At 71.6% G+C, this 20,467-nt stretch carries 17 protein-coding genes; 12 read left to right on the top strand and 5 right to left on the bottom strand.

The genetic code is table 11. The features are described 5' to 3' along the window. Positions 1 to 57 precede the first annotated feature (57 nt). Together ACFY3J_RS26245 and ACFY3J_RS26240 are read left to right on the top strand one after the other, a co-directional pair. Positions 58 to 837 (top strand): exodeoxyribonuclease III, encoded by a 780-nt coding sequence (locus tag ACFY3J_RS26245; protein WP_384184809.1) that lies wholly within the window; start codon positions 58 to 60, stop codon positions 835 to 837. A gap of 92 nt (positions 838 to 929) precedes the next feature. Continuing rightward, positions 930 to 1,370 carry a DUF6278 family protein gene (locus ACFY3J_RS26240; protein ID WP_384184812.1) on the top strand — a complete coding sequence of 147 codons (441 nt, stop codon included), beginning with the start codon at positions 930 to 932 and terminating at the stop codon, positions 1,368 to 1,370. A gap of 366 nt (positions 1,371 to 1,736) precedes the next feature. Here ACFY3J_RS26240 and ACFY3J_RS26235 read toward each other — a convergent pair whose 3' ends face one another. Beyond that, a complete protein-coding gene (locus ACFY3J_RS26235) occupies positions 1,737 to 2,498 on the bottom strand; it encodes a hypothetical protein (RefSeq protein ID WP_390841856.1) in 762 nt (253 codons plus the stop codon). Between the two features lie 135 nt (positions 2,499 to 2,633). Here ACFY3J_RS26235 and ggt point away from each other — a divergent pair, with 135 nt between their 5' ends. Continuing rightward, positions 2,634 to 4,445 carry a gamma-glutamyltransferase gene (ggt, locus tag ACFY3J_RS26230; RefSeq protein ID WP_390841855.1) on the top strand — a complete coding sequence of 604 codons (1,812 nt, stop codon included), beginning with the start codon at positions 2,634 to 2,636 and terminating at the stop codon, positions 4,443 to 4,445. A gap of 85 nt (positions 4,446 to 4,530) precedes the next feature. On the opposite strand, the gene ACFY3J_RS26225 is transcribed toward ggt, so the two are convergent. Both ACFY3J_RS26225 and map read right to left on the bottom strand, forming a co-directional pair. Next, positions 4,531 to 7,089, bottom strand: a complete 2,559-nt coding sequence (locus ACFY3J_RS26225; RefSeq protein WP_384184820.1) for an ATP-dependent Clp protease ATP-binding subunit — start codon at positions 7,087 to 7,089, stop codon at positions 4,531 to 4,533. Between the two features lie 214 nt (positions 7,090 to 7,303). Then, complete coding sequence (gene map, locus ACFY3J_RS26220) at positions 7,304 to 8,071, bottom strand: type I methionyl aminopeptidase (RefSeq protein WP_384184823.1); 768 nt, start codon at positions 8,069 to 8,071, stop codon at positions 7,304 to 7,306. A gap of 43 nt (positions 8,072 to 8,114) precedes the next feature. Between map and ACFY3J_RS26215 the strand changes: the two genes are divergently transcribed. Further along, entirely contained in the window at positions 8,115 to 8,366 is a 252-nt protein-coding gene (locus ACFY3J_RS26215) for a helix-turn-helix domain-containing protein (RefSeq protein ID WP_384184826.1), read from the top strand. A gap of 50 nt (positions 8,367 to 8,416) precedes the next feature. Here ACFY3J_RS26215 and ACFY3J_RS26210 read toward each other — a convergent pair whose 3' ends face one another. Both ACFY3J_RS26210 and ACFY3J_RS26205 read right to left on the bottom strand, forming a co-directional pair. Next, positions 8,417 to 9,199 (bottom strand): HAD family hydrolase, encoded by a 783-nt coding sequence (locus ACFY3J_RS26210; RefSeq protein WP_390841854.1) that lies wholly within the window; start codon positions 9,197 to 9,199, stop codon positions 8,417 to 8,419. Between the two features lie 267 nt (positions 9,200 to 9,466). Continuing rightward, complete coding sequence (locus ACFY3J_RS26205) at positions 9,467 to 10,426, bottom strand: ScbA/BarX family gamma-butyrolactone biosynthesis protein (RefSeq protein WP_384184831.1); 960 nt, start codon at positions 10,424 to 10,426, stop codon at positions 9,467 to 9,469. 110 nt (positions 10,427 to 10,536) lie between these two features. On the opposite strand from ACFY3J_RS26205, the gene ACFY3J_RS26200 reads away from it, so the two are divergent. From ACFY3J_RS26200 to ACFY3J_RS26165, 8 genes are all read left to right on the top strand, one after another. Next, positions 10,537 to 11,175, top strand: a complete 639-nt coding sequence (locus ACFY3J_RS26200) for a ScbR family autoregulator-binding transcription factor (protein WP_384184834.1) — start codon at positions 10,537 to 10,539, stop codon at positions 11,173 to 11,175. A gap of 166 nt (positions 11,176 to 11,341) precedes the next feature. Then, entirely contained in the window at positions 11,342 to 12,184 is an 843-nt protein-coding gene (locus ACFY3J_RS26195; RefSeq protein ID WP_384184836.1) for a nitrilase-related carbon-nitrogen hydrolase, read from the top strand. Next, positions 12,181 to 13,464, top strand: a complete 1,284-nt coding sequence (locus ACFY3J_RS26190; RefSeq protein WP_384184839.1) for an aspartate aminotransferase family protein — start codon at positions 12,181 to 12,183, stop codon at positions 13,462 to 13,464. Before ACFY3J_RS26195 ends, ACFY3J_RS26190 begins: the two co-directional genes overlap by 4 nt. A gap of 270 nt (positions 13,465 to 13,734) precedes the next feature. Next, the gene (locus ACFY3J_RS26185; RefSeq protein WP_390841852.1) at positions 13,735 to 15,321 is read left to right on the top strand and encodes a PucR family transcriptional regulator; all 1,587 of its coding nucleotides are present in this window, start codon (positions 13,735 to 13,737) and stop codon (positions 15,319 to 15,321) included. A 155-nt stretch (positions 15,322 to 15,476) separates the two neighbouring features. Continuing rightward, positions 15,477 to 16,319 carry a nitrilase-related carbon-nitrogen hydrolase gene (locus tag ACFY3J_RS26180; RefSeq protein WP_384184845.1) on the top strand — a complete coding sequence of 281 codons (843 nt, stop codon included), beginning with the start codon at positions 15,477 to 15,479 and terminating at the stop codon, positions 16,317 to 16,319. Between the two features lie 49 nt (positions 16,320 to 16,368). Beyond that, entirely contained in the window at positions 16,369 to 17,769 is a 1,401-nt protein-coding gene (gene hydA, locus ACFY3J_RS26175; protein WP_384184848.1) for a dihydropyrimidinase, read from the top strand. A gap of 11 nt (positions 17,770 to 17,780) precedes the next feature. Further along, entirely contained in the window at positions 17,781 to 18,800 is a 1,020-nt protein-coding gene (locus ACFY3J_RS26170) for a TIGR03842 family LLM class F420-dependent oxidoreductase (protein WP_384184851.1), read from the top strand. A gap of 117 nt (positions 18,801 to 18,917) precedes the next feature. Beyond that, on the top strand, positions 18,918 to 20,444 hold the full coding sequence (locus ACFY3J_RS26165) for an NCS1 family nucleobase:cation symporter-1 (protein WP_384184854.1): 1,527 nt from the start codon (positions 18,918 to 18,920) through the stop codon (positions 20,442 to 20,444). Positions 20,445 to 20,467 lie beyond the last annotated feature (23 nt).

Below are 20,467 nucleotides of genomic sequence, written 5' to 3'. Positions count from 1 at the left end.
CCGGGCCCCGGAACCGGGCGGAGGGCGTTGTCAGCGGTGCCCGGTAGGTTGTGAGGCATGCGCATCGCGACCTGGAACGTGAACTCGATCACCGCCCGTCTGCCCAGGCTGCTGGCCTGGCTGGAGAGCAGCGGCACGGACGTGCTGTGCCTCCAGGAGGCCAAGGTCGCCGAGGACCAGTTCCCCTTCGACCAGCTGCGCGAACTGGGCTACGAGGCGGCGGTCCACGCCACCGGGCGGTGGAACGGCGTGGCGGTGCTCTCCCGCGTCGGGCTCGAGGACGTGGTCCGCGGCCTGCCCGGCGACCCCGGCTACGAGGGCGTGGAGGAGCCCCGCGCCATCTCGGCGACCTGCGGCCCGGTCCGCGTCTGGTCCGTGTACGTGCCCAACGGCCGTGAGGTGGGGCACCCCCACTACGCCTACAAGATCCAGTGGTTCGAGGCCCTCAGGGCGGCCGTCGCCGGCGACGCGGACGGCAGCCGCCCCTTCGCCGTCCTCGGCGACTACAACGTCGCGCCGACGGACGACGACGTCTACGACCGCGCCGCCTTCGAGGGCGCCACCCACGTCACCCCGGCCGAGCGCGCCGCCCTGACCGCCCTGCGCGAGGTGGGCCTCTCGGACGTGGTCCCCCGGCCCCTGAAGTACGACCACCCCTACACGTACTGGGACTACCGCCAGCTCTGCTTCCCCAAGAACCGCGGCATGCGCATCGACCTGGTGTACGCCAACGAGCCCTTCGCGAAGGCGGTCTCCGACTCGTACGTCGACCGCGAGGAGCGCAAGGGCAAGGGCGCGTCCGACCACGCCCCGGTGGTGGTGGACCTCGACGTCTAGGGTCTTTCGTCCGGATCAGGCCGGATCAGGGCGCGGTGCCAGGGCCCGCGCGCCTGTGGTGCGACCGGCGGTGCGGATGTCACCCTGGGGCCATGGACATCCCTTTCCTGGGCAGGTGGCGCAAAAGGCAGGACTCGTCCTTCGGTGCCGTGGTGTTCCCCGAGGGATCCGAGGGCCGGGCGGGCCTCGCCCAACTCCTCTCCGAGTGTGAGCTGTTGCGTTCCCAGGTGTCCGGGGCGGGCCTCCGGCTCGACGACTCCGCCGCCTCCCTGGAGGCGCTGGACCAGTTGCTGCCACGCTGGCGCGACGACGAGGACACCCTGACCTGGCTCGGCAACGACGCCGGACTGTACCTGGGCACGGTCGTCGTGCGGACCGTGCCCGGCGCCGGCTGGGAGATCGGGCCGGGCGGCCGTCCGGTCGTCAGGCTTGCCTCCGGCCGCGAGATCGACGTGGTGACCGCCGGCCACGACTGGGCCGGCTCCGGGGTGCCCGAACTCTCCCAGCTGTACGCGGAGATCGCGGAGGTGTGAGCGCCGGGAGGAGGGGGCCGCACGGCCCCCGAAGGGCGTTCCTCCACACCGCCGGGCGCCGCGCGCTCGACCTCGACTACGATGTTTCGCTCGTCCCTGTGGTGATGGCGCCCCTTGGCCCACCGCCACCGGGACGGGGACGCTGCTGCCGGGTGAGGCACCCCCACGGCGGCCCCTCGACCGTAGGGGGCAGCAGGTCACAGAGAGCCATACCCGGCCGGCGGCAGCCGGAGATCACTGCTCGCGCGGCGGGACGGACCGATATGACGGGTCGTCCGCCGGCGAGGGGAAGGTCAGCTGCGCGCCGGACGGGTTGTGCTCGACGCGGATCCACACCAAACGGCTCGGCGTACGCGGCGCCGTAAGTTACGTGCTGGTAACGCTTGTTGAGGGATCGACCTCGGGCTCCGGCAGGGGGGTCCGCGCCGCGCGGGTCACGTCCGCGACGAGTTCGACCACGTCCGGGCCGTAGGCCTGGGAGTTGATCACCTTCAGCAGCAGCACGAAGGAGCCGTTGCCGTACTTGCGGTACAGCCGCTCGTGGTTGCGGGCCAGATAGCGGGTCGCGGCCTGGTTGTCGATCGCGCGCTGGCCGCAGAACAGGAACACCGGCCGGCTGCCGCTGCGCTCGCCGGCGGTGAGACGGGCCAGCAGCACGTACTCCGTGACGCCCGAGTCCATGCGGTAGTGCTCGGTGCCGATCCGGAAGGCGCACCGGTCCGGGCCCGGCTCCCGGTCGGTGTTCACCCGCACGCCCGGCAGCATGGCCGACATGTGCGCCACCATCCGCCGGTTCGACCCCGGACCCCCCACGCAGAACTCCGTGCGCTCGCCGAATCCCTGATGGACCGTGTCCTGGGTGACCATCTGGACGTTCGCGCCGCAGCTCTTGATCAGCGCGGCCAGTTCGAGCAGGGCGAACACGTCGAACCGGTGCACCGCGAGCTCCGCCGTCGCCGGGTCGCGGTTGACCACCAGCAGCGACTCGGCGTTGTCGGGCAGTCCGAAGAACGCCTGCTTGCGGCGCAGCCTGCGCCGCCACAGATAGGTGCGGGCCAGCCAGCCGAACGCCGCGCTGACCCCTGTCGCGGCCACTCCCAGGAAGATGTTGCGCACGTCGTCGTTCATGGCCGCGCATGGTAGCCGGTCCCGCGTACCTCTGTTCGACACCCGACTGGCCCCGTCGGCCTGACGGGAGCATGGCAATGAATTAAGCTGCGCGAACGATCAGGCAACCGAACCACAACCAGCGTGGAGGTGCGGATGCGTCGTCCTGTCGCACGGAAACTGGCGGTTCTGGCGGTCTCGGCCGCCGTGGTGTCGGTGGGGGCCGCGGCCCCGCCCACCGCCCAGCCGGAGGCCAAGCCGAGACCGGTCGAGAAGGTCCCTGTGGCGGCCGGCTACGGCGGCGCCGTGGCCAGCGTCGACGCGGACGCCTCCGCCGCCGGTATCGAGGTGCTGAAGCAGGGCGGCAACGCCGTCGACGCGGCCGTCGCCACCGCCGCCGCCCTCGGCGTCACCGAGCCCTACTCCGCCGGCATCGGCGGAGGCGGCTACTTCGTCTACTACGACGCCCGCTCCCGCACGGTGCACACCATCGACGGCCGCGAGACCGCCCCGCTGACCGCCGACTCGAAGCTCTTCATGGAGAACGGCAAGCCGCTCGCCTTCGGCGACGTCGTCAGCAGCGGTCTGAGCGTCGGCACCCCCGGCACGCCCGCCACCTGGCAGACGGCGCTGGACCACTGGGGCACCAGACGACTGGGCACGGTCCTGAAGCCGGCCGAGAAGCTGGCCCGCGACGGCTTCACCGTCGACGAGACCTTCCGCTCGCAGACCGCCGCCAACGAGACCCGCTTCCGTTACTTCCCCGACACCGCCAAGCTGTTCCTGCCCGGCGGAAAGCCGCCGGAGGTCGGCTCCACCCTGAAGAACCCCGACCTGGCCCGCACCTATCAGGAGCTGGCCGCCAAGGGCGTCGGCGCGATCTACCAGGGCGAGCTCGGCAAGGACATCCTCAAGACCGTCAACCACCCGCCCGTCGACCCGAAGTCCGGCTGGAACGCCCGCCCGGGCAAGCTGTCCGCCAAGGACCTCGCGGCCTACCGCGCCAAGCTCCAGGTGCCCACGCAGACCTCGTACCGGGGCTTGCGCGTGTTCTCCATCGCGCCGTCCTCCTCCGGCGGCACGACCGTCGGCGAGGCGCTCAACATCCTGCAGCGCACGGAGCTTTCGACGGCGAGCGAGTTCCGGTACCTGCACCACTTCATCGAGGCGAGCCGGATCGCCTTCGCCGACCGCGGGCGCTGGGTCGGCGACCCCGCCTTCGAGAACGTGCCCACGAAGCAACTGCTGTCCCAGAAGTACGCCGACTCCCGGGCCTGCCTGATCAAGGACGACGCGGTCCTCACCAGCCCGCTCGCACCCGGCGACCCGCGCCACCCCGCGGCCTGCTCCCGCGGCGGCACGGCCGCACCGACGACGTACGAGGGTGAGAACACCACGCACCTGACGGTCGCCGACCGGTGGGGCAACGTCGTCGCCTACACCCTCACCATCGAGCAGACCGGCGGCAGCGGCATCACCGTGCCCGGCCGGGGCTTCCTGCTCAACAACGAGCTGACGGACTTCTCCTTCGCCCCGGCCAACCCGGCCGTGCACGACCCGAACCTGCCCGGTCCGGGCAAGCGGCCGCGCTCGTCGATCTCGCCGACGATCGTGCTGGACCGGCACGACCGGCCGGTGGTGGCGCTCGGTTCGCCGGGCGGGGCGACCATCATCACCACCGTGCTGCAGACCTTGACCGGGTTCCTCGACCGGCACCTGTCCCTGGTCGACGCGATCGCCGCACCGCGCGCCAGCCAGCGCAACGCCGCGCAGACCGAACTCGAACCGGCTCTCTACGACAGCGTGTTGAAGAAGCAGATGGAGGCGATCGGCCACTCCTTCAAGCTCAATCCCGAGATCGGCGCCGCCACGGGCGTCCAGAGCCTGCCGGACGGCAGGTGGCTGGCCGCCGCGGAGAAGGTGCGCCGCGGCGGAGGCTCGGCGATGGTGGTGAATCCGTCGCCGTGACCCGGGCCGGTGACATGCCGGTCGGCACGGCGGGGCCCGCCTCCCGGAAGGGACGGCGGGCCCCGGCCGTTCACGCCCGGCTCGTTCACTCCGTGGACGAAGGCGCGGGCTCCTTGTTCTGGGGGTCGAACGTGATCCGGTCGTCCTTCGCGTCCACCACGACCCGGCCGCCCTCGCGTACCCGGCCGGCCAGGAGCAGCCGGGAGAGCTGGTTCTCGACCTCGCGCTGGATGGTGCGGCGCAGCGGACGGGCGCCGTACTCCGGCTGGTGGCCGCGCCGGGCGAGCCAGTCCACGGCCGCCTCGGTGAACTCGACGGTGACGTCCTGTGCGTGCAGCAGCCGGCGTGTCTTCTCCAGCAGCAGGTCGGTGATCTGCCGCAACTGATCGGCGGTCAGCTGGCGGAAGACGACGATCTCGTCGATCCGGTTGAGGAACTCGGGCCGGAAGTGCTCGCGCAGCGGCCTGAGGATCTGCTCGCGCCGCGCCTCCTCGTCCGCCTCCGCACCGCCCGGGCCGAACCCGATGCCGGCCCCGCGCCGAGTGATCGCCTCCGAGCCGAGGTTGCTGGTCATCACGATGACGGTGTGGGTGAAGTCCACCGTACGGCCCTGGGAGTCGGTGAGCCGCCCGTCGTCGAGCACCTGGAGCAGGATGTTGAAGACGTCCGGGTGCGCCTTCTCCACCTCGTCGAGCAGCAGCAGCGAGTACGGGTGCCGGCGCACCACCTCGGTGAGCTGGCCGGCCTCCTCGTGACCGACGTACCCGGGCGGGGCGCCCACCAGCCGGCTGACCGTGTGCCGTTCCTGGTACTCGCTCATGTCCAGGCGGACCATGCGGTCCTCGCTGGAGAACAGGACCTCGGCCAGCGCCCGGGCCAGCTCGGTCTTGCCGACGCCGGTCGGGCCGAGGAACAGGAAGCTGCCGATCGGCCGGTCCGGGCTGGCCAGCCCGGCGCGGGAGCGCAGCACCGCCTCCGAGACCGCGCTCACGGCCTCCTCCTGGCCGACGACCCGCCGGTGCAGGTGCAGCTCCAGGCCGAGCAGGCGCTCCTTCTCCTCCTGGGTGAGGCTGCTGACGGGGATGCCCGTCTGCCGCGACACCACCTCGGCGATGGCCTCCGCGGTGACCTCCAGATGCTGCCCCTCGTCGGCCTCGCCGCCGCCGGTGGCCTGGCCGATCCGCTGCTTCAGCTCGGTGATCCGGTCGCGCAACTGCGTGGCCTGCTCGTACTGTTCGTCCGCCACCGCCTGGTCCTTGTCCAGGGTGAGCTGCTCGACCTCGCGCTCCATGGCCCGTACGTCGGTGCCCTTGGTGCGTGCCCGCAGCTTCACCCGGGCACCGGCCTGGTCGATCAGGTCGATCGCCTTGTCCGGCAGACGGCGCTCCGTCAGATAGCGGTCGGACAACTGCACGGCGGCCACCAGCGCCTCGTCGGTGTACCGCACCTGGTGGTGGGCCTCGTAGCGGTCGCGCAGCCCGCGCAGGATCTCCAGCGCGTCCGCGACGGACGGCTCGGGCACCAGGATCGGCTGGAACCGGCGGGCCAGCGCCGCGTCCTTCTCGATCCGCCGGAACTCCTCCAGCGTCGTCGCGCCCACGATGTGCAGCTCGCCGCGGGAGAGGGCGGGCTTGAGGATGTTGCCCGCGTCCATCGCGCCGCCCTCGCCGCCCGCGCCCGCGCCGACGACGGTGTGCAGCTCGTCGATGAAGACGATCAGCCGCTCGGAGTTGGTGCGGATCTCGGTGACGATGTTGTTCAGCCGCTCCTCGAAGTCGCCCCGGTACCGGGTGCCCGCGACGACGCCCGTCAGGTCCAGGGCCACCACCCGGCGGCCGGTCAGGACGTCGGGCACGTCCCCGTCGGCGATCCGCTGGGCCAGCCCCTCCACGATGGCGGTCTTGCCGACGCCCGCGTCACCGATGAGCACCGGGTTGTTCTTGCCCCGCCGGGAGAGCACCTCGATGGTCTGCTCGATCTCCTGCTCCCGCCCGATCACCGGGTCGATGCGCCCCTGCCGGGCCAGTTCGGTGAGATCGCGCCCGTACCTGTCCAGGGTCGGCGTCGAGGTGGACCGCTGCCGCTCCGTCCCGGGCGGCGCGGCAGCGTCCGGCGTCTCGGGCGGCAGGCCGGAGGAGGCGTACCGGGCCGCGTTCAGGATGTGCCCGGCCGCCGAGTCGGGGTTCGCGGCGAGCGCGCTGAGCACGTGCTCCGGACCGATGTAACCGGCGCCGCTGGCCCGTGCCATGTCGTGCGCGTCGAGGAAGGCGCGCTTGACGGCCGGGGTGAGCGAGAGGGAGGTCGGCGGTGGCGCCTCGCCCGGCGGGTGCTGCACGGGGCCGGCCCGCTCGTCGATCTGCGTCGCGAGCGAGTCGGGGTCCGCACCGGACCGGCTGAGCAGACTGCGGGTGGGCTCGGCGGCGAGGGCGGCCCGCAGCAGGTGCTCGGTGTCCAGATCATGGCTGCCGTGCTCCGCGGCGTACTGCGCCGCGCCCCGTACCAGCTCCCGGGCGGGCTGGCTCAGCAGCCGGCCGATGTCTATCTGCCGGGGGCCGGGGCGCGGTCCGCCGAAGAAGCGGGCGAAGAGTTCACCGAAGGGGTCGCGGTCGCGGTCGCCCTCCGGGCCGTTGAAGCCGCTGGTCATCGCTGTCCGTTCCGTCGCTGACAGTGGCTCCCGCCGGGTAACCGGTGTGGGGGTCGTTCATGCCACGATGGCACGAGTTCCCGCAGACGGCATACGGAGCGCCCGCGGGCCGCGGGCACGGTGCCGTCGTGCGGCTGCGGGTGCGTCGCGGCCGGTCGGGACCGCGTGGCGGAGCCGCACATCGATACGGCCCCGCGCCCCCGAGCGGGTGGCCCTACCGTTCCGTGAGGATGCGCGGGCCCGTTTCCGTGATCGCCACCGTGTGCTCGACGTGGGCCGCGCGGGAGCCGTCGTCGGTGCGCAGGGTCCAGCCGTCCGGAGCCGCGTGGTAGCCGTCCGTGCCGCCGGCGATCAGCATCGGCTCGATGGCGAGGACCATGCCGTGACGCAGGGGCAGGCCCCGGCCCGGCCGGCCCTCGTTCGGGACGCCGGGGTCCTCGTGCATCTGGCGGCCGATGCCGTGGCCGCCGAACCCGTCCGGGATGCCGTAGCCCGCCGCGCGGCACACCGAGCCGATGGCGTGGGCGATGTCACCGATGCGGTTGCCGACCACGGCCGCCTCGATGCCCGCGGCCAGCGCCCGCTCGGCGGTCTCGATCAGCCGCAGGTCCGCGGGGCGCGGCCGGCCCACGACGAAGCTGATCGCCGAGTCGCCGGCCCAGCCGCCGAGCTTCGCGCCGAAGTCCAGGGAGACGAGGTCGCCGTCGCGCAGCCGGTACCTCGTGGGGATCCCGTGCACGATCGCGTCGTTCACCGAGGCGCAGAGCACGGCGGGGAAGGGGGTCGGGGCGAAGGAGGGCCGATAGCCCAGGAAGGGCGAGGCCGCGCCCGCCTCCCGCAGGACGTCGTGGGCCAGTTCGTCCAGCTCCAGCAAGGACACTCCCACGCCTGCGGCCTTGCGCGCGGCGGTCAGGGCCCGTGCCACGACCTGGCCGGCCTCGTACATCGCGTCGATCGACGTGTCCGTCTTCAGTTCCACCATGCCAATTACTATACCGGTATTTGAATCGCGGTAGGATGCCCGTATGGTGCGGACCCCCCTGACCCCCGAGGAACGCGAGCGCGGCGAGCGGCTCGGCCGTCTGCTGCGCGCGGCGCGCGGCGACCGCAGCATGGCTCAGATCGCGGCGAGCGCGGGCATCTCGGCCGAGACGCTGCGCAAGATCGAGACGGGCCGGGCCCCGACCCCGGCCTTCTTCACGATCGCCGCGCTGGCCCGGGTGCTGGGGCTGTCCATGGAGGAGCTGGCGGAGCGGAGTGCCCTGGCCGCGGTGTGACCGTCCGCACCGCCCGCGGTGGCCGTGGACCACCGCGGGTGGTACGGGGCTCAGGGGGCGGACGTGGTGCCGGACCGGCTGGGGCCGCCGGGTGGCGGAACCGTGGGGCGGCCCGGCGCCGCGCCGGGGGTGCCGGGCCCGAGCCGGACGGTTCTGGGGCGGCTGGTCGCCCAGGCCATCAGGCCCGCGTTGTCCAGCGCGCCCACCCACAGGTCGGCGAGGGCGGCGGCCTCGGGGCCCGGCCGTGGGCCCACCCCGACCACGCGGAGGCCGGCGTCCGCCGCGGCCTTCAAGCCGTTGACCGAGTCCTCCACGGCCAGGGTGTTGCCGCCGGTCACCCCCAGGCGGCGCACGGCCTCCGCGTAGGTGCCGGGGTGCGGCTTGGGGCGGACCTCCTCGTCGGGCACGACGACGTGCCGGAAGTGGTGCCGTAAACCCACTGACTCCAGGGAGAACTCCACCACGTCAGCGGGGCAGTTGCTGGCCACTGCCAGCGGTGCGACCCGGCTCAGGATCGTCACCAGCCCCTTGGCTCCGCGCGCGGCCACGGGCTCGCGCGCGACGAGGGTGCGGAAGGTCGTCAGCAACCGCTCGGTCATCTCCTCGGCGGCGTCCGGCCTCCCGGCGACGCGCGCCATGAGGGCGCCGCACTCGGTGTAGTGCAGTCCCTTCGCGCGTTCCGTGAAGTCCGGGCCGGGTTCGCAGCCGAAGTCCCGCAGGACGCTGACCCGGGCCTGCTGCCAGTGCTGTTCGGAGTCCACCAGCGTGCCGTCGCAGTCGAAGACGACGGCTTCGGGGGTCCAGTCGAGGTCGAACATGTGATGTGTGGCCATGTGCTCTTGCCGTTCTGGCGCGGGACGGACCTGCCGGAGGGCGGCGCGATCCGCCGGTCGTGGACGTCGGCGCCTGCTGTTCGTCACGCGTTTCAAGACAGCGTGAAGTCGCAGGCGGACAGGGATCGTTGAGAAGTGAGGTGGTCACACGCACCGCACTGCGTGGTTTCCGGGAATTCATCCGGAACCGGAAACATAATGAACGTTACGCTCCACTTGACCGGTCGCGGATATTCACCGCCGTAATACGCACGTGTGGGTGACACCTCACGGGTATCGCAATACGCCTTCGGCCGTGGTGGTGCCGTCCTGCCGGAAAAGGAATTCGCCGGTGCGGCCCTGGGTGGAGCAGTGAATGACGGCGGGCGGGGCGTGCTCGGTGAACCGCAGGGCCGACATCCGGCAGGCGACGGGCCGCACGAGCCGTCCTCCGCTGCGCAGGGCGATCGCCTGCCGCGCCGCCTCCAGCAGGGCCGTCCCGGGCACGTGGTCCGTTCCGTGGTCGAACAGGAACGGATGACGCGGATCGGCGGGGCACACCAGAAGTTCCCCGCCGGCCGCGGCGACGACGGCGTCCGACTCCGACGCCAGCCCCAGCAGGGCGGGTTCGGGCCGCGGCCCGGCTCCGGACGGCACGGCCGCGTCGGCGCCGGACCGGAGCCGGGCGTAGCGCTCGGCGTCCAGGAACCGCGCCCCGCCCGCCGCGCGGGCGAACGGGCGCCGGCCGGCCAGGAAGTCGACCCGCATGCGCAGCCCGGTCAGCGCGTTTCCGTCGCGGTCGGTGCGCAGGCCGCCCACCCGCACCAGGCAGGTGACCTCGCTGGCCCCGTGCGGTGCCGTGGGCTCCGCGTCCACGTCCAGGGCGTAGGACAGGTCGTCGATCAGGAAGCGGGCGGTACGGGGCACGTCCAGGTGGCGCAGCGGGATGTAGATGCCGAGCTGGCGCAGGGTCTCGACGATCATCCAGGGGCTGTGCCGGTCGTCGCGTCCGCGGGGGAACGTGGGATGCGAGCGCGGCCACGCGGCGGCGGCGCGGAAGGAGAACGGACCGTGGCGACGGACGTCGGTCAGCAACACCTCGGCCACGGAGGTCCGGTGGACCAGTTCGCGCTCGACCGTCCGGGACCGGTCGAGCGGGGAAGGCCGGGAAAGGCGGGAAAGGGCGGTGGGGCCGCCGGACCCGGTCGACGGGGTGCGGGAATCCCGTGTGCGCGATCCGAAGCCCATGAAAAAATGCTAATAAGACTATTAAGGGTTTCGCATGTTGGGCTCTCCCGGCCGGGCGGCAAAGGCCGATAGATTCCTCCCCGCGACGCACCTACGGACGAGGGAGACGCGTGCAGGAACGGGCGGAGGAAACCCGCAGAGCCGTATTGCAGGCAGCAGCTCACCTGTTCTTCGAACGGGGCTACGCGGGGACCAGTATCGCCGACATCAGCGCACGGTCCGGCCGTACCAGCGGGGCCATCTATTTCCACTACACCAACAAGGAACAGCTCGCCCTCGCCGTCGTCACCGCGCATTTCGCCGCCTGGCCGGCCCTTGTCGCGCAGCACGAGTCGGTGGCCGAGCCCGCCCTGGAGAGGCTGGTGCGGCTGAGCTTCTCGGTGGCCCGGGCGTTCCGTGACGACGTCGTCGTACGCGCCGGCGCGCGGCTGTGGGCCGAGCGGCGGTCCATCGACGTGGAGATGCCCCCGCCGTTCGTGGACTGGATCGCCACCGTCGGACGCATGCTCGCCGCCGCCCGGAGCGAGGGAGGACTGGCCCCGGGGGCGGAGCCCGGCCGGGACGCTCCCACCCTGGTCGCCGCCTTCTTCGGCCTGCACACGCTCTCCGACGTCCTCGACGACCGCCTGCTGATCGAGGACCGCCTGGCCGCCCTGTGGCTGCTGCTGCTTCCCGGGCTCCAGGCCGGCCCCGCGGCGCCCCACGACCTGCTGGCCAGGGCGAGTGCCCCGGTCCCGGCCTCGTCGTGACGCCTCCGGCGCAGGCACCCGCGCTCACCCACCGGAGTGCGAAACACGATCGACTTCGCGGGTTGACGACAATGGTCTTGGCAAGCCAGGAGAAGAGGCTTACGTTCGTGCCTCTAGGCCTGTTCTACGGGCGTAGAGGCTCTGACGTACGTCGAAGGAGCAGCTCATGGCCAACGTCGTCCGTGCGGCCCTGGTCCAGGCCACCTGGACCGGCGACACCGAGTCCATGGTCGCCAAACACGAGGAGCACGCCCGCGAGGCGGCCCGTCAGGGTGCCCGGATCATCGGGTTCCAGGAAGTCTTCAACGCGCCGTACTTCTGCCAGGTCCAGGAGCCGGAGCACTACCGCTGGGCCGAGCCGGTGCCGGACGGGCCCACGATGCGGCGCATGCGCGAACTCGCCCGCGAGACCGGCATGGTGATCGTCGTCCCGGTGTTCGAGGTCGAGCAGTCCGGCTTCTACTACAACACCGCCGCCGTGATCGACGCCGACGGCAGCTACCTCGGCAAATACCGCAAGCACCACATCCCGCAGGTCAAGGGCTTCTGGGAGAAGTACTACTTCAAACCCGGCAACCTCGGCTGGCCCGTCTTCGACACCGCCGTCGGCAGGGTCGGCGTCTACATCTGCTACGACCGCCACTTCCCGGAGGGCTGGCGGCAGCTCGGCCTGAACGGCGCCCAGCTCGTCTACAACCCCTCCGCCACCCACCGCGGCCTGTCCGCCTACCTGTGGCAGCTGGAACAGCCGGCCGCCGCCGTCGCCAACGAGTACTTCGTCGCCGCGATCAACCGCGTCGGCCGGGAGGAGTACGGCGACAACGACTTCTACGGAACGAGCTACTTCGTCGACCCCCGCGGACGGTTCGTCGGAGACGTCGCCGACGACTCCAAGGAGGAACTCCTCGTCCGCGACCTCGACTTCGACGTCATCGAAGAGGTGCGGCAGCAGTGGGCCTTCTACCGCGACCGCCGCCCCGACGCCTACGAAGGGCTGGTGCAGCCGTGAGCGACCTGTACGACCGTCACCGGGCCGTCGCGCCCGACTGGCTGGCGCTCTACTACGAGGACCCGATCGAGATCACCCACGGCGAGGGACGCCACGTCTGGGACGCCGACGGCAGGCGCTACCTCGACTTCTTCGGCGGAATCCTCACCACCATGACCGCCCACGCGCTGCCCGAGGTCACCAAGGCGGTGACCGAGCAGGCCGGGCGGATCATCCACTCCTCCACGCTCTACCTCAACCGTCCGATGGTCGAACTCGCAGAGCGCATCGCCCAGTTGAGCGGAATCCCGGACGCGCGGGTGTTCTTCACCACCTCCGGCACCGAAGCCAACGACACCGCCCTGCTGCTGGCGACGACGTACCGGCGCGCCAACACCGTCCTGGCCATGCGCAACAGCTACCACGGCCGCTCCTTCAGCGCCGTCGGCATCACCGGCAACCGCGGCTGGTCCCCGACCTCCCTGTCCCCGCTCCAGACGCTGTACGTCCACGGCGGCGTACGCACCCGCGGCCCGTTCGCCCACCTGAGCGACGCCGAGTTCATCGCCGCCTGCGTCGACGACCTCAGGGACCTCCTCGGCCACACACGCCCGCCCGCGGCGCTGATCGCGGAACCCGTCCAGGGCGTCGGCGGCTTCACCTCCCCGCCCGACGGCCTGTACGCCGCCTTCCGGGACGTGCTCCAGGAGCACGGCATCCTGTGGATCTCCGACGAGGTGCAGACCGGCTGGGGCCGCACCGGCGACCACTTCTGGGGCTGGCAGGCGCACGCACGCAGCGGACCGCCCGACATCGTCACCTTCGCCAAGGGCATCGGCAACGGCACGTCCATCGGCGGGGTCGTCGCCCGCGCCGAGATCATGAACTGCCTGGACGCCAACAGCATCTCCACCTTCGGCGGCACCCAGCTCACCATGGCCGCGGGCCTCGCCAACCTCAACTACCTCCTGGAACACGACCTCCAGGGCAACGCCCGGCGCGTCGGCGGACTCCTCATCGAGCGGCTGCGGGCCGTCGCCGCCCAACTGCCCGGCGTGCGCGAGGTCCGCGGACGCGGGCTGATGATCGGTATCGAGCTGACCCGGCCGGGGACGGACGAGGCCGACCCGCAGGCGGCCACCTTGGTGCTGGAGGCGGCCCGGCAGGACGGCCTGCTCATCGGCAAGGGCGGCGGACACAACACCAGCGCCCTGCGCATCGCCCCGCCGCTGTCCCTGACCGTCGCGGAGGCCGAGGAGGGCGCCGCGATCCTGGAGGGCGCACTGCGCGCCGCCTACTAGCGCCCCGACAGGCGACGTTTGCCCCGTCGCGACGCCCGGCACGCTCCCCCAAGCTCTTCGAGCAGGGGGGATCCCCACTCGCCGCACCGCTCGAAAGCCCAAGTACGTCCAGTACGAGGACTTCCGGCCGGTACGCCGGTGGGGGCACCGCCCGCGCGAGCGAAGCCGAGCGTGGGGGAACGCACCGGACGCCGCTCCTTCACGGGCAAACGTTGTCTGCCGCGGCACCAGCGGAGGCGAACCGGACCGTACGCAGAGGGGAACGTCGACATGACCACCGCCTCGGACACACCCCCGACCACCTGGAACCCGCCGGAACCCGCCCTGTCGGTGCGCCAGGTCCTCACCCTGGAGCGGGTGCTCGCGGGGGAGCCCGAGGTGGTGGCCGGCGCCGGCCACCTCGACCGGCCCGTGCGCTGGGTGCACGTCGCCGAGGCCGCCGACGTAGGCGTGATGCTCAGCGGCGGCGAGATGGTCCTCACCACCGGCGTGCTGCTCGCCGGCGACGAGGAGAAACAGGCCGAGTACATCCGCTCCCTGCACCGCGCGGAGGCCGCGGCCGTGGTACTGGGTCTGGGCCGGGCCTTCCCCATGCCGCCGGACGTGATGCGCCGGGCCGCCGAGCGGTGCCAGCTGCCCCTGGTCGTCCTGCACCGCCCCTTCCCCTTCGCCGAGCTGACCGAGGAGGTCCAGTCCCGGCTGGTGCGCCGCAAGTTCGCCTCCGTCAGCCTGTCGGAGGCCGTACGCACCGCCCTCACCGCGCTGATCACGGCGGACGCCCCACTCCAGGCACTGCTCGACGAGATCGCCCAGCACAGCGCCTGCCCCGTCGTCGTCACCAACCTCGCCCACCGCGTCCTGGCCACGGCGGGGGAGCGGTCGGCGGTCGACGACGTGCTGCGGGACTGGGAACGCATCGCCCGGCAGGCCGGCGCCGGCCAGGGCGACGGCTGGATCCGCGCCGAACTGGGCGGACGCGGGGAGCGGTGGGGACGGATCGTGCTGTGCGGCCACCGCGGCGACAGCGCCACCGGACGGCTGCTGGCCGACCGCGCCGCCGAGGCCCTCGTCCTGCACCGCATGCTCGGCGGCAACGCCGGCTGCTCCTGGGAGGAGCAGGCCGCGCAGGGCCTGCTCACCGACCTCGTCGGTGGAGCCGTACCGGCCCGGCAGCTGCTGCCCCGGGCGCGGGCCGCCGGGCTGCCGGTCAACCGGCGCAGCTTCGTACCGCTGGTCGTACCGGACGGCGACGTGGCCGGACTCGACCGGCTGCTGCGCCTGCTGGGCCTTCCCGGACTGGTCGCCGAGCTGGCCGGGGGCGCCACCGCCGTGCTGCTCAGCCTCGCCCGCGACCAGGACGCCAAGGCCCTCACCGAGCACTTCGCGGCCCGGCTGCGCGACGGGCCCGGCGCGGACCGCACGGTCGTCGCCGCCGCGGACGCCCGCACCGTCTGGGACGACGTGCCCGCCGGGCTGCGCGAGGCCCGGCACGTCGCCCGGGCCGTGGCCGACTCCGCCGCCGCCCTGGACCTCCCGGCCGTCGTACGCCTGAAGGACGTGCACCTGCGCGGCCTGGTCCGGCTGCTGCGCGACGACCCGCACGTGCAGTCCTTCGCCGAGCGGGAACTGGACGGCCTGCTGCGCCGGGCCGACGACGACCTGCTGTCCGTGCTGCGCACCTACCTCGCCACCGGCCGCAACAAGTCCCGCACCGCCCAGCTCCACCACGTCTCCCGGCCCGCGCTCTACCGCCGCCTGGAGTCCATACAGGCGTGCCTCGGGGTGGACCTCGACGACTTCGAGCAGGCCGCCTCGGTGCACATCGCGCTCCTCGCGCACGACGCGCAACTGGATTGAGCCGGAAGAACGGCCGGGAGAACGGCGGTGAGACATGGGACGGACCCGGAGTGACACGGTGGCACGCCCCGCCCCCGCAGACGTGACACGGTGCACCTCAAAGCGGAGCCGCCGGCTCTCTACGCTCCCCGCACACCCAGCGAGTGGAGGTCCCGATGAGCAAGGTGATCCGTGCCGCCCTCTTCCAGACCGCGTGGACCGGCGACAAGGAATCCATGATCCAGGTCCACGAGCAGGCGGCCCGCGACGCGGCCGCGCAGGGCGCCCAGGTGCTGTGCTTCCAGGAACTGTTCTACGGACCGTACTTCTGCCAGGTCCAGGACCCCGCGTTCTACGAGTACGCCGAGCAGATCCCCGAGGGCCCGATCGTCCGGCGCTTCCAGGCGCTCGCGAAGGAACTCGGCATCGTCCTGGTGCTGCCGATGTACGAGGAGGAGCAGCCCGGCGTCCTCTACAACACCGCCGCCGTGATCGACGCGGACGGCTCCTACCTCGGCAAGTACCGCAAGACCCACATCCCGCAGGTCAAGGGCTTCTGGGAGAAGTTCTACTTCCGGCCCGGCAACAGCGGCTGGCCGATCTTCGACACCAAGGCGGGCAGGATCGGCGTCTACATCTGCTACGACCGGCACTTCCCGGAGGGCTGGCGGGCCCTCGGACTGGCCGGCGCCGAGATCGTCTTCAACCCGTCGGCCACCTCGCGCGGACTGTCCGGCTACCTGTGGCAGTTGGAGCAGCCGGCGGCGGCCGTCGCCAACGAGTACTTCGTCGGCGCGATCAACCGGGTGGGCGTCGAGGAGTACGGGGACAACGACTTCTACGGCACCTCGTACTTCGTGGATCCGGAGGCGCAGTTCGTCGGCGAACCGGCGAGCGACAAGGACACCGAACTGGTCGTGCGCGACCTGGACCTGGCCAAGCTGCGCGAGGTCCGCGACCGCTGGCAGTTCTACCGCGACCGCGCCCCGGGCACGTACGAGCCGCTGACCGCGCCCTGACCGGGGACCCGCGACCCACCGTGCACACCCGACCGGAAGGAGAGGGAGCATGAGCCGCACCGTCATCCGCGGCGGCCTCGTCATCACCGCCGCCGACGAGATCCACGCCGACGTCCTGATCGAGGACGGACGCATCGCCGCCCTCGCCGCCTCCGGCACCCCGGCCGCCGGGGCGTTCACCGCCGAGCGGACCATCGACGCCACCGGCAAGTACGTGATCCCGGGCGGGGTCGACGGCCACACCCACATGGAGATGCCCTTCGGCGGCACCTACGCCGCGGACACCTTCGAGACCGGCACCCGGGCCGCCGCCTGGGGCGGCACGACCACGATCGTGGACTTCGCCATCCAGACCGTCGGCGGAGCCCTGCGCGAGGGCCTGGACGCCTGGCACGCCAAGGCCGAGGGCAACTGCGCGATCGACTACGGCTTCCACATGATCGTCTCCGATGTGAACCAGGAGACGCTCAAGGAGATGGACCTCCTGGTGGAGGAGGGCGTGACCTCCTTCAAGCAGTTCATGGCCTACCCGGGAGTCTTCTACAGCGACGACGGGCAGATCCTGCGCGCCATGCAGCGTGCCGCCGACAACGGCGGCCTGATCATGATGCACGCCGAGAACGGCATCGCCATCGACGTCCTGGTCGAACAGGCACTGGCCCGCGGCGAGACCGATCCGCGCTACCACGGAGAGGTCCGCAAGGCCCTGCTGGAGGCCGAGGCCACCCACCGCGCCATCCGGCTCGCCCAGGTCGCGGGCGCGCCGCTGTACGTCGTGCACGTCTCGGCGCAGGAGGCGGTCGCCGAGCTGGCCAGGGCACGCGACCAGGGACTGCACGTCTTCGGCGAGACCTGCCCGCAGTACCTGTTCCTGTCCACCGACAACCTCGCCGAGCCCGGCTTCGAGGGCGCCAAGTACGTGTGCTCGACGCCCCTTCGCCCCAGGGAGCACCAGGCGGCCCTGTGGAAGGGCCTGCGCACCAACGACCTCCAGGTGGTCTCCACCGACCACTGCCCCTTCTGCTTCACCGGCCAGAAGGAACTCGGCCGCGGCGACTTCTCCAGGATCCCCAACGGCATGCCGGGCGTGGAGAACCGGATGGACCTGCTCCACCAGGCCGTCGTCGACGGGCACATCTCGCGCCGCCGCTGGATCGAGATCGCCTGCGCCACCCCGGCCCGTATGTTCGGCATGTACCCGAAGAAGGGCACCATCGCGCCGGGCGCCGACGCGGACGTCGTCGTCTACGACCCGCACGCCGAGCAGGTCATGTCCGCCGAGACCCACCACATGAACGTCGACTACTCGGCGTACGAGGGCAAGCGGGTCACCGGCCGGGTGGAGACCGTGCTCTCCCGCGGCGAACCCGTCATCACCGAGCGGGAGTACACCGGGCACGCCGGGCACGGCGTCTACACCCCGCGCTCCACCTGCCAGTACCTCGACTAGGAGTGCCGCCCATGGACTTCGGACTCGTCCTCCAGACCGACCCGCCGGCCTCGCGCGTGGTCAGCCTGATGAAGCGCGCCGAGCGCAACGGCTTCCGCTACGGCTGGACCTTCGACTCCGCCGTGCTCTGGCAGGAGCCGTTCGTGATCTACAGCCAGATCCTCGCGAACACCGAGAGGCTGACCGTCGGACCCATGGTCACCAACCCCGGCACCCGCACCTGGGAGGTCACCGCCTCCACCTTCGCCACCCTCAACGACATGTTCGGCAACCGCACGGTCTGCGGGATCGGCCGCGGCGACTCCGCGATGCGGGTGGCCGGCCGCAAACCCAACACCCTGGCCCGGATCAGCGAGGCTATGAAGGTCATCCGGGCGCTGGGCAGGGGCGAGGAGGCCGACCTCGGCGGCACGGTGATCAGGTTCCCGTGGATCAAGCCGGGCGCGGAACTGCCCGTGTGGATGGCCGCGTACGGCCCCAAGGCGCTGAAGATGACCGGTGAGGAGGCCGACGGTTTCATCCTCCAGCTCGCCGACCTCTATCTGACCGAGTACATGGTGAAGGCCGTGAAGGACGCGGCGGCCGCGGCCGGGCGCGACCCGTCCGCGGTGACGATCTGCGTCGCCGCCCCGGCGTACGTCACCGCCGACGACTCGCCCGAGGCGCTCGCCCACGCCCGCGACCAGTGCCGGTGGTTCGGCGGCATGGTCGGCAACCACGTCGCCGACCTGGTCACCCGCTACGGCGAGCACTCCGCCGCCGTCCCCGACGAACTCACCGACTACATCAAGGCCCGCCAGGGCTACGACTACGCCCACCACGGGCGCAGCGGCAACCCGGACACGCAGTTCGTGCCGGACGAGATCGTCGACCGGTTCTGCGTGGTCGGACCGGTCGAGAAGCACATCGAGAAGCTGAACGCGCTGCGTGAGCTGGGCGTGGACCAGTTCGCCGTGTACGACATGCACGACGCGCAGGAAGCCGTGATCGACGCGTACGGGCAGCAGGTCATCCCGGCCGTCAACTCCTGATCCGCCGAGCGCTGTTCACATCCCCCCACCCCTCCTGTCCCCCCTCCCCACCTCCCCGGGGAGGGGCCGGGCGCCCGCACCGCCCCGTTTCGACCCGTCTCATCGATTGGGCTGCCCATGACCGACACCGCTCCTCCGGCCATACCGCCGTCCGCGCAGGTCACCCTCCCCGACGGGCGGGTGGAGATCGCTCCCGGCACTCCGCCGCCCAGCGGCCCCTACGCCAACGCGGACCTGCTGCCCGTCCCGGTCGCCCAGCGCACCTGGACCACGTACAACTTCTCCGCACTGTGGGTCGGCATGGCCCACAACACGGCCTCCTGGACCCTGGCCTCCGGTCTGATCGCCGTCGGCATGGACTGGAAGCAGGCGGTGTTCACCATCGCCCTGGCCAACCTGATCGTGCTCGTCCCCATGCTGCTCACCGGGCACGCGGGACCCAAGTACGGAATCCCCTTCCCGGTCTTCGCCCGCGCCTCCTTCGGCGTGCGCGGCGCCAACCTGCCCGCCGTCGTACGGGCGTTGGTGGCGTGCGGCTGGTTCGGCATCCAGACCTGGATCGGCGGCGAGGCGATCTACTTCCTCGCCGGGAAGCTGATCGGGAACGGCTGGACGGACGCCGCGAAGGTGGGCGGCCACGCCTGGACGATGTGGCTGTCGTTCGCCATCTTCTGGGCGATCCAGGTGGCCGTCATCTACCGGGGCATGGAGACCATCCGCCGGTTCGAGAACTGGGCGGCGCCCTTCGTGCTCGTCGGCGCCTTCGTGATGCTGTGGTGGATGAGCAGCAAGGCCGGCGGACTCGGCCCGCTCTTCGACCAGCCGTCGAAACTGGGCTGGGGAGCGGACTTCTGGAAACTGTTCGCGCCCTCCCTGATGGGCATGATCGGCTTCTGGTCCACCCTGTCGCTGAACATCCCGGACTTCACCCGGTACGGCAGGAGCCAGAAGGCGCAGACCCGGGGCCAGGCGCTCGGACTGCCCACGACCATGACCCTGTTCGCGTTCCTGTCCGTGCTGGTCACCTCAGGTTCCCAGGCCGTGTACGGCGAGCCGGTGTGGGACCCGGTGCAACTGGCGGCCAAGACGGACAACGTGGTGGGGCTGCTCTACGCGCTGGTCACCGTGCTGGTGGCGACCCTGTCGGTCAACATCGCGGCCAACATGGTCTCCCCGGCCTTCGACTTCTCCAACGTCGCGCCGCGCAAGGTCAGTTTCCGCACCGGCGCGCTCGTCACCGCCGTGCTCGCCGTGGTGATGTGCCCGTGGAAGCTGTACGCCGACCCGCAGGGCTACATCTTCACCTGGCTCGGCCTGGTCGGCGGACTGCTCGGCACGGTCGCCGGCATCCTCATCGCCGACTACTGGGTCCTCAGGCGCTCCCGGCTGGACCTGGCCGACCTGTACCGCGCGGGCGGACGCTACTGGTACGAGGGCGGCTGGAACTGGCGGGCGGTCGTGGCCTTCGTGGTGGGCGGCGTGCTGGCCATCGGCGGCGCGGACTTCCACCCGCTGATCGACGGCCGGCCCATCCCGGCCCTGAAGTCCCTCGCCGACTACGGCTGGGCGGTGGGCCTGGGCACCTCGCTGGTGCTGTACCTGCTGCTGATGGCGGCGCGCAGCCGGCAGCGGGCCACCGTCTGACGCGCGTCACCGTCCGAAGCGCT

The organism is Streptomyces sp. NPDC001231 (assembly GCF_042896885.1).
In the GTDB taxonomy this organism is placed as follows: Bacteria; Actinomycetota; Actinomycetes; order Streptomycetales; family Streptomycetaceae; genus Streptomyces.
This window is presented reverse-complemented; position numbering and strand designations above follow the sequence as displayed.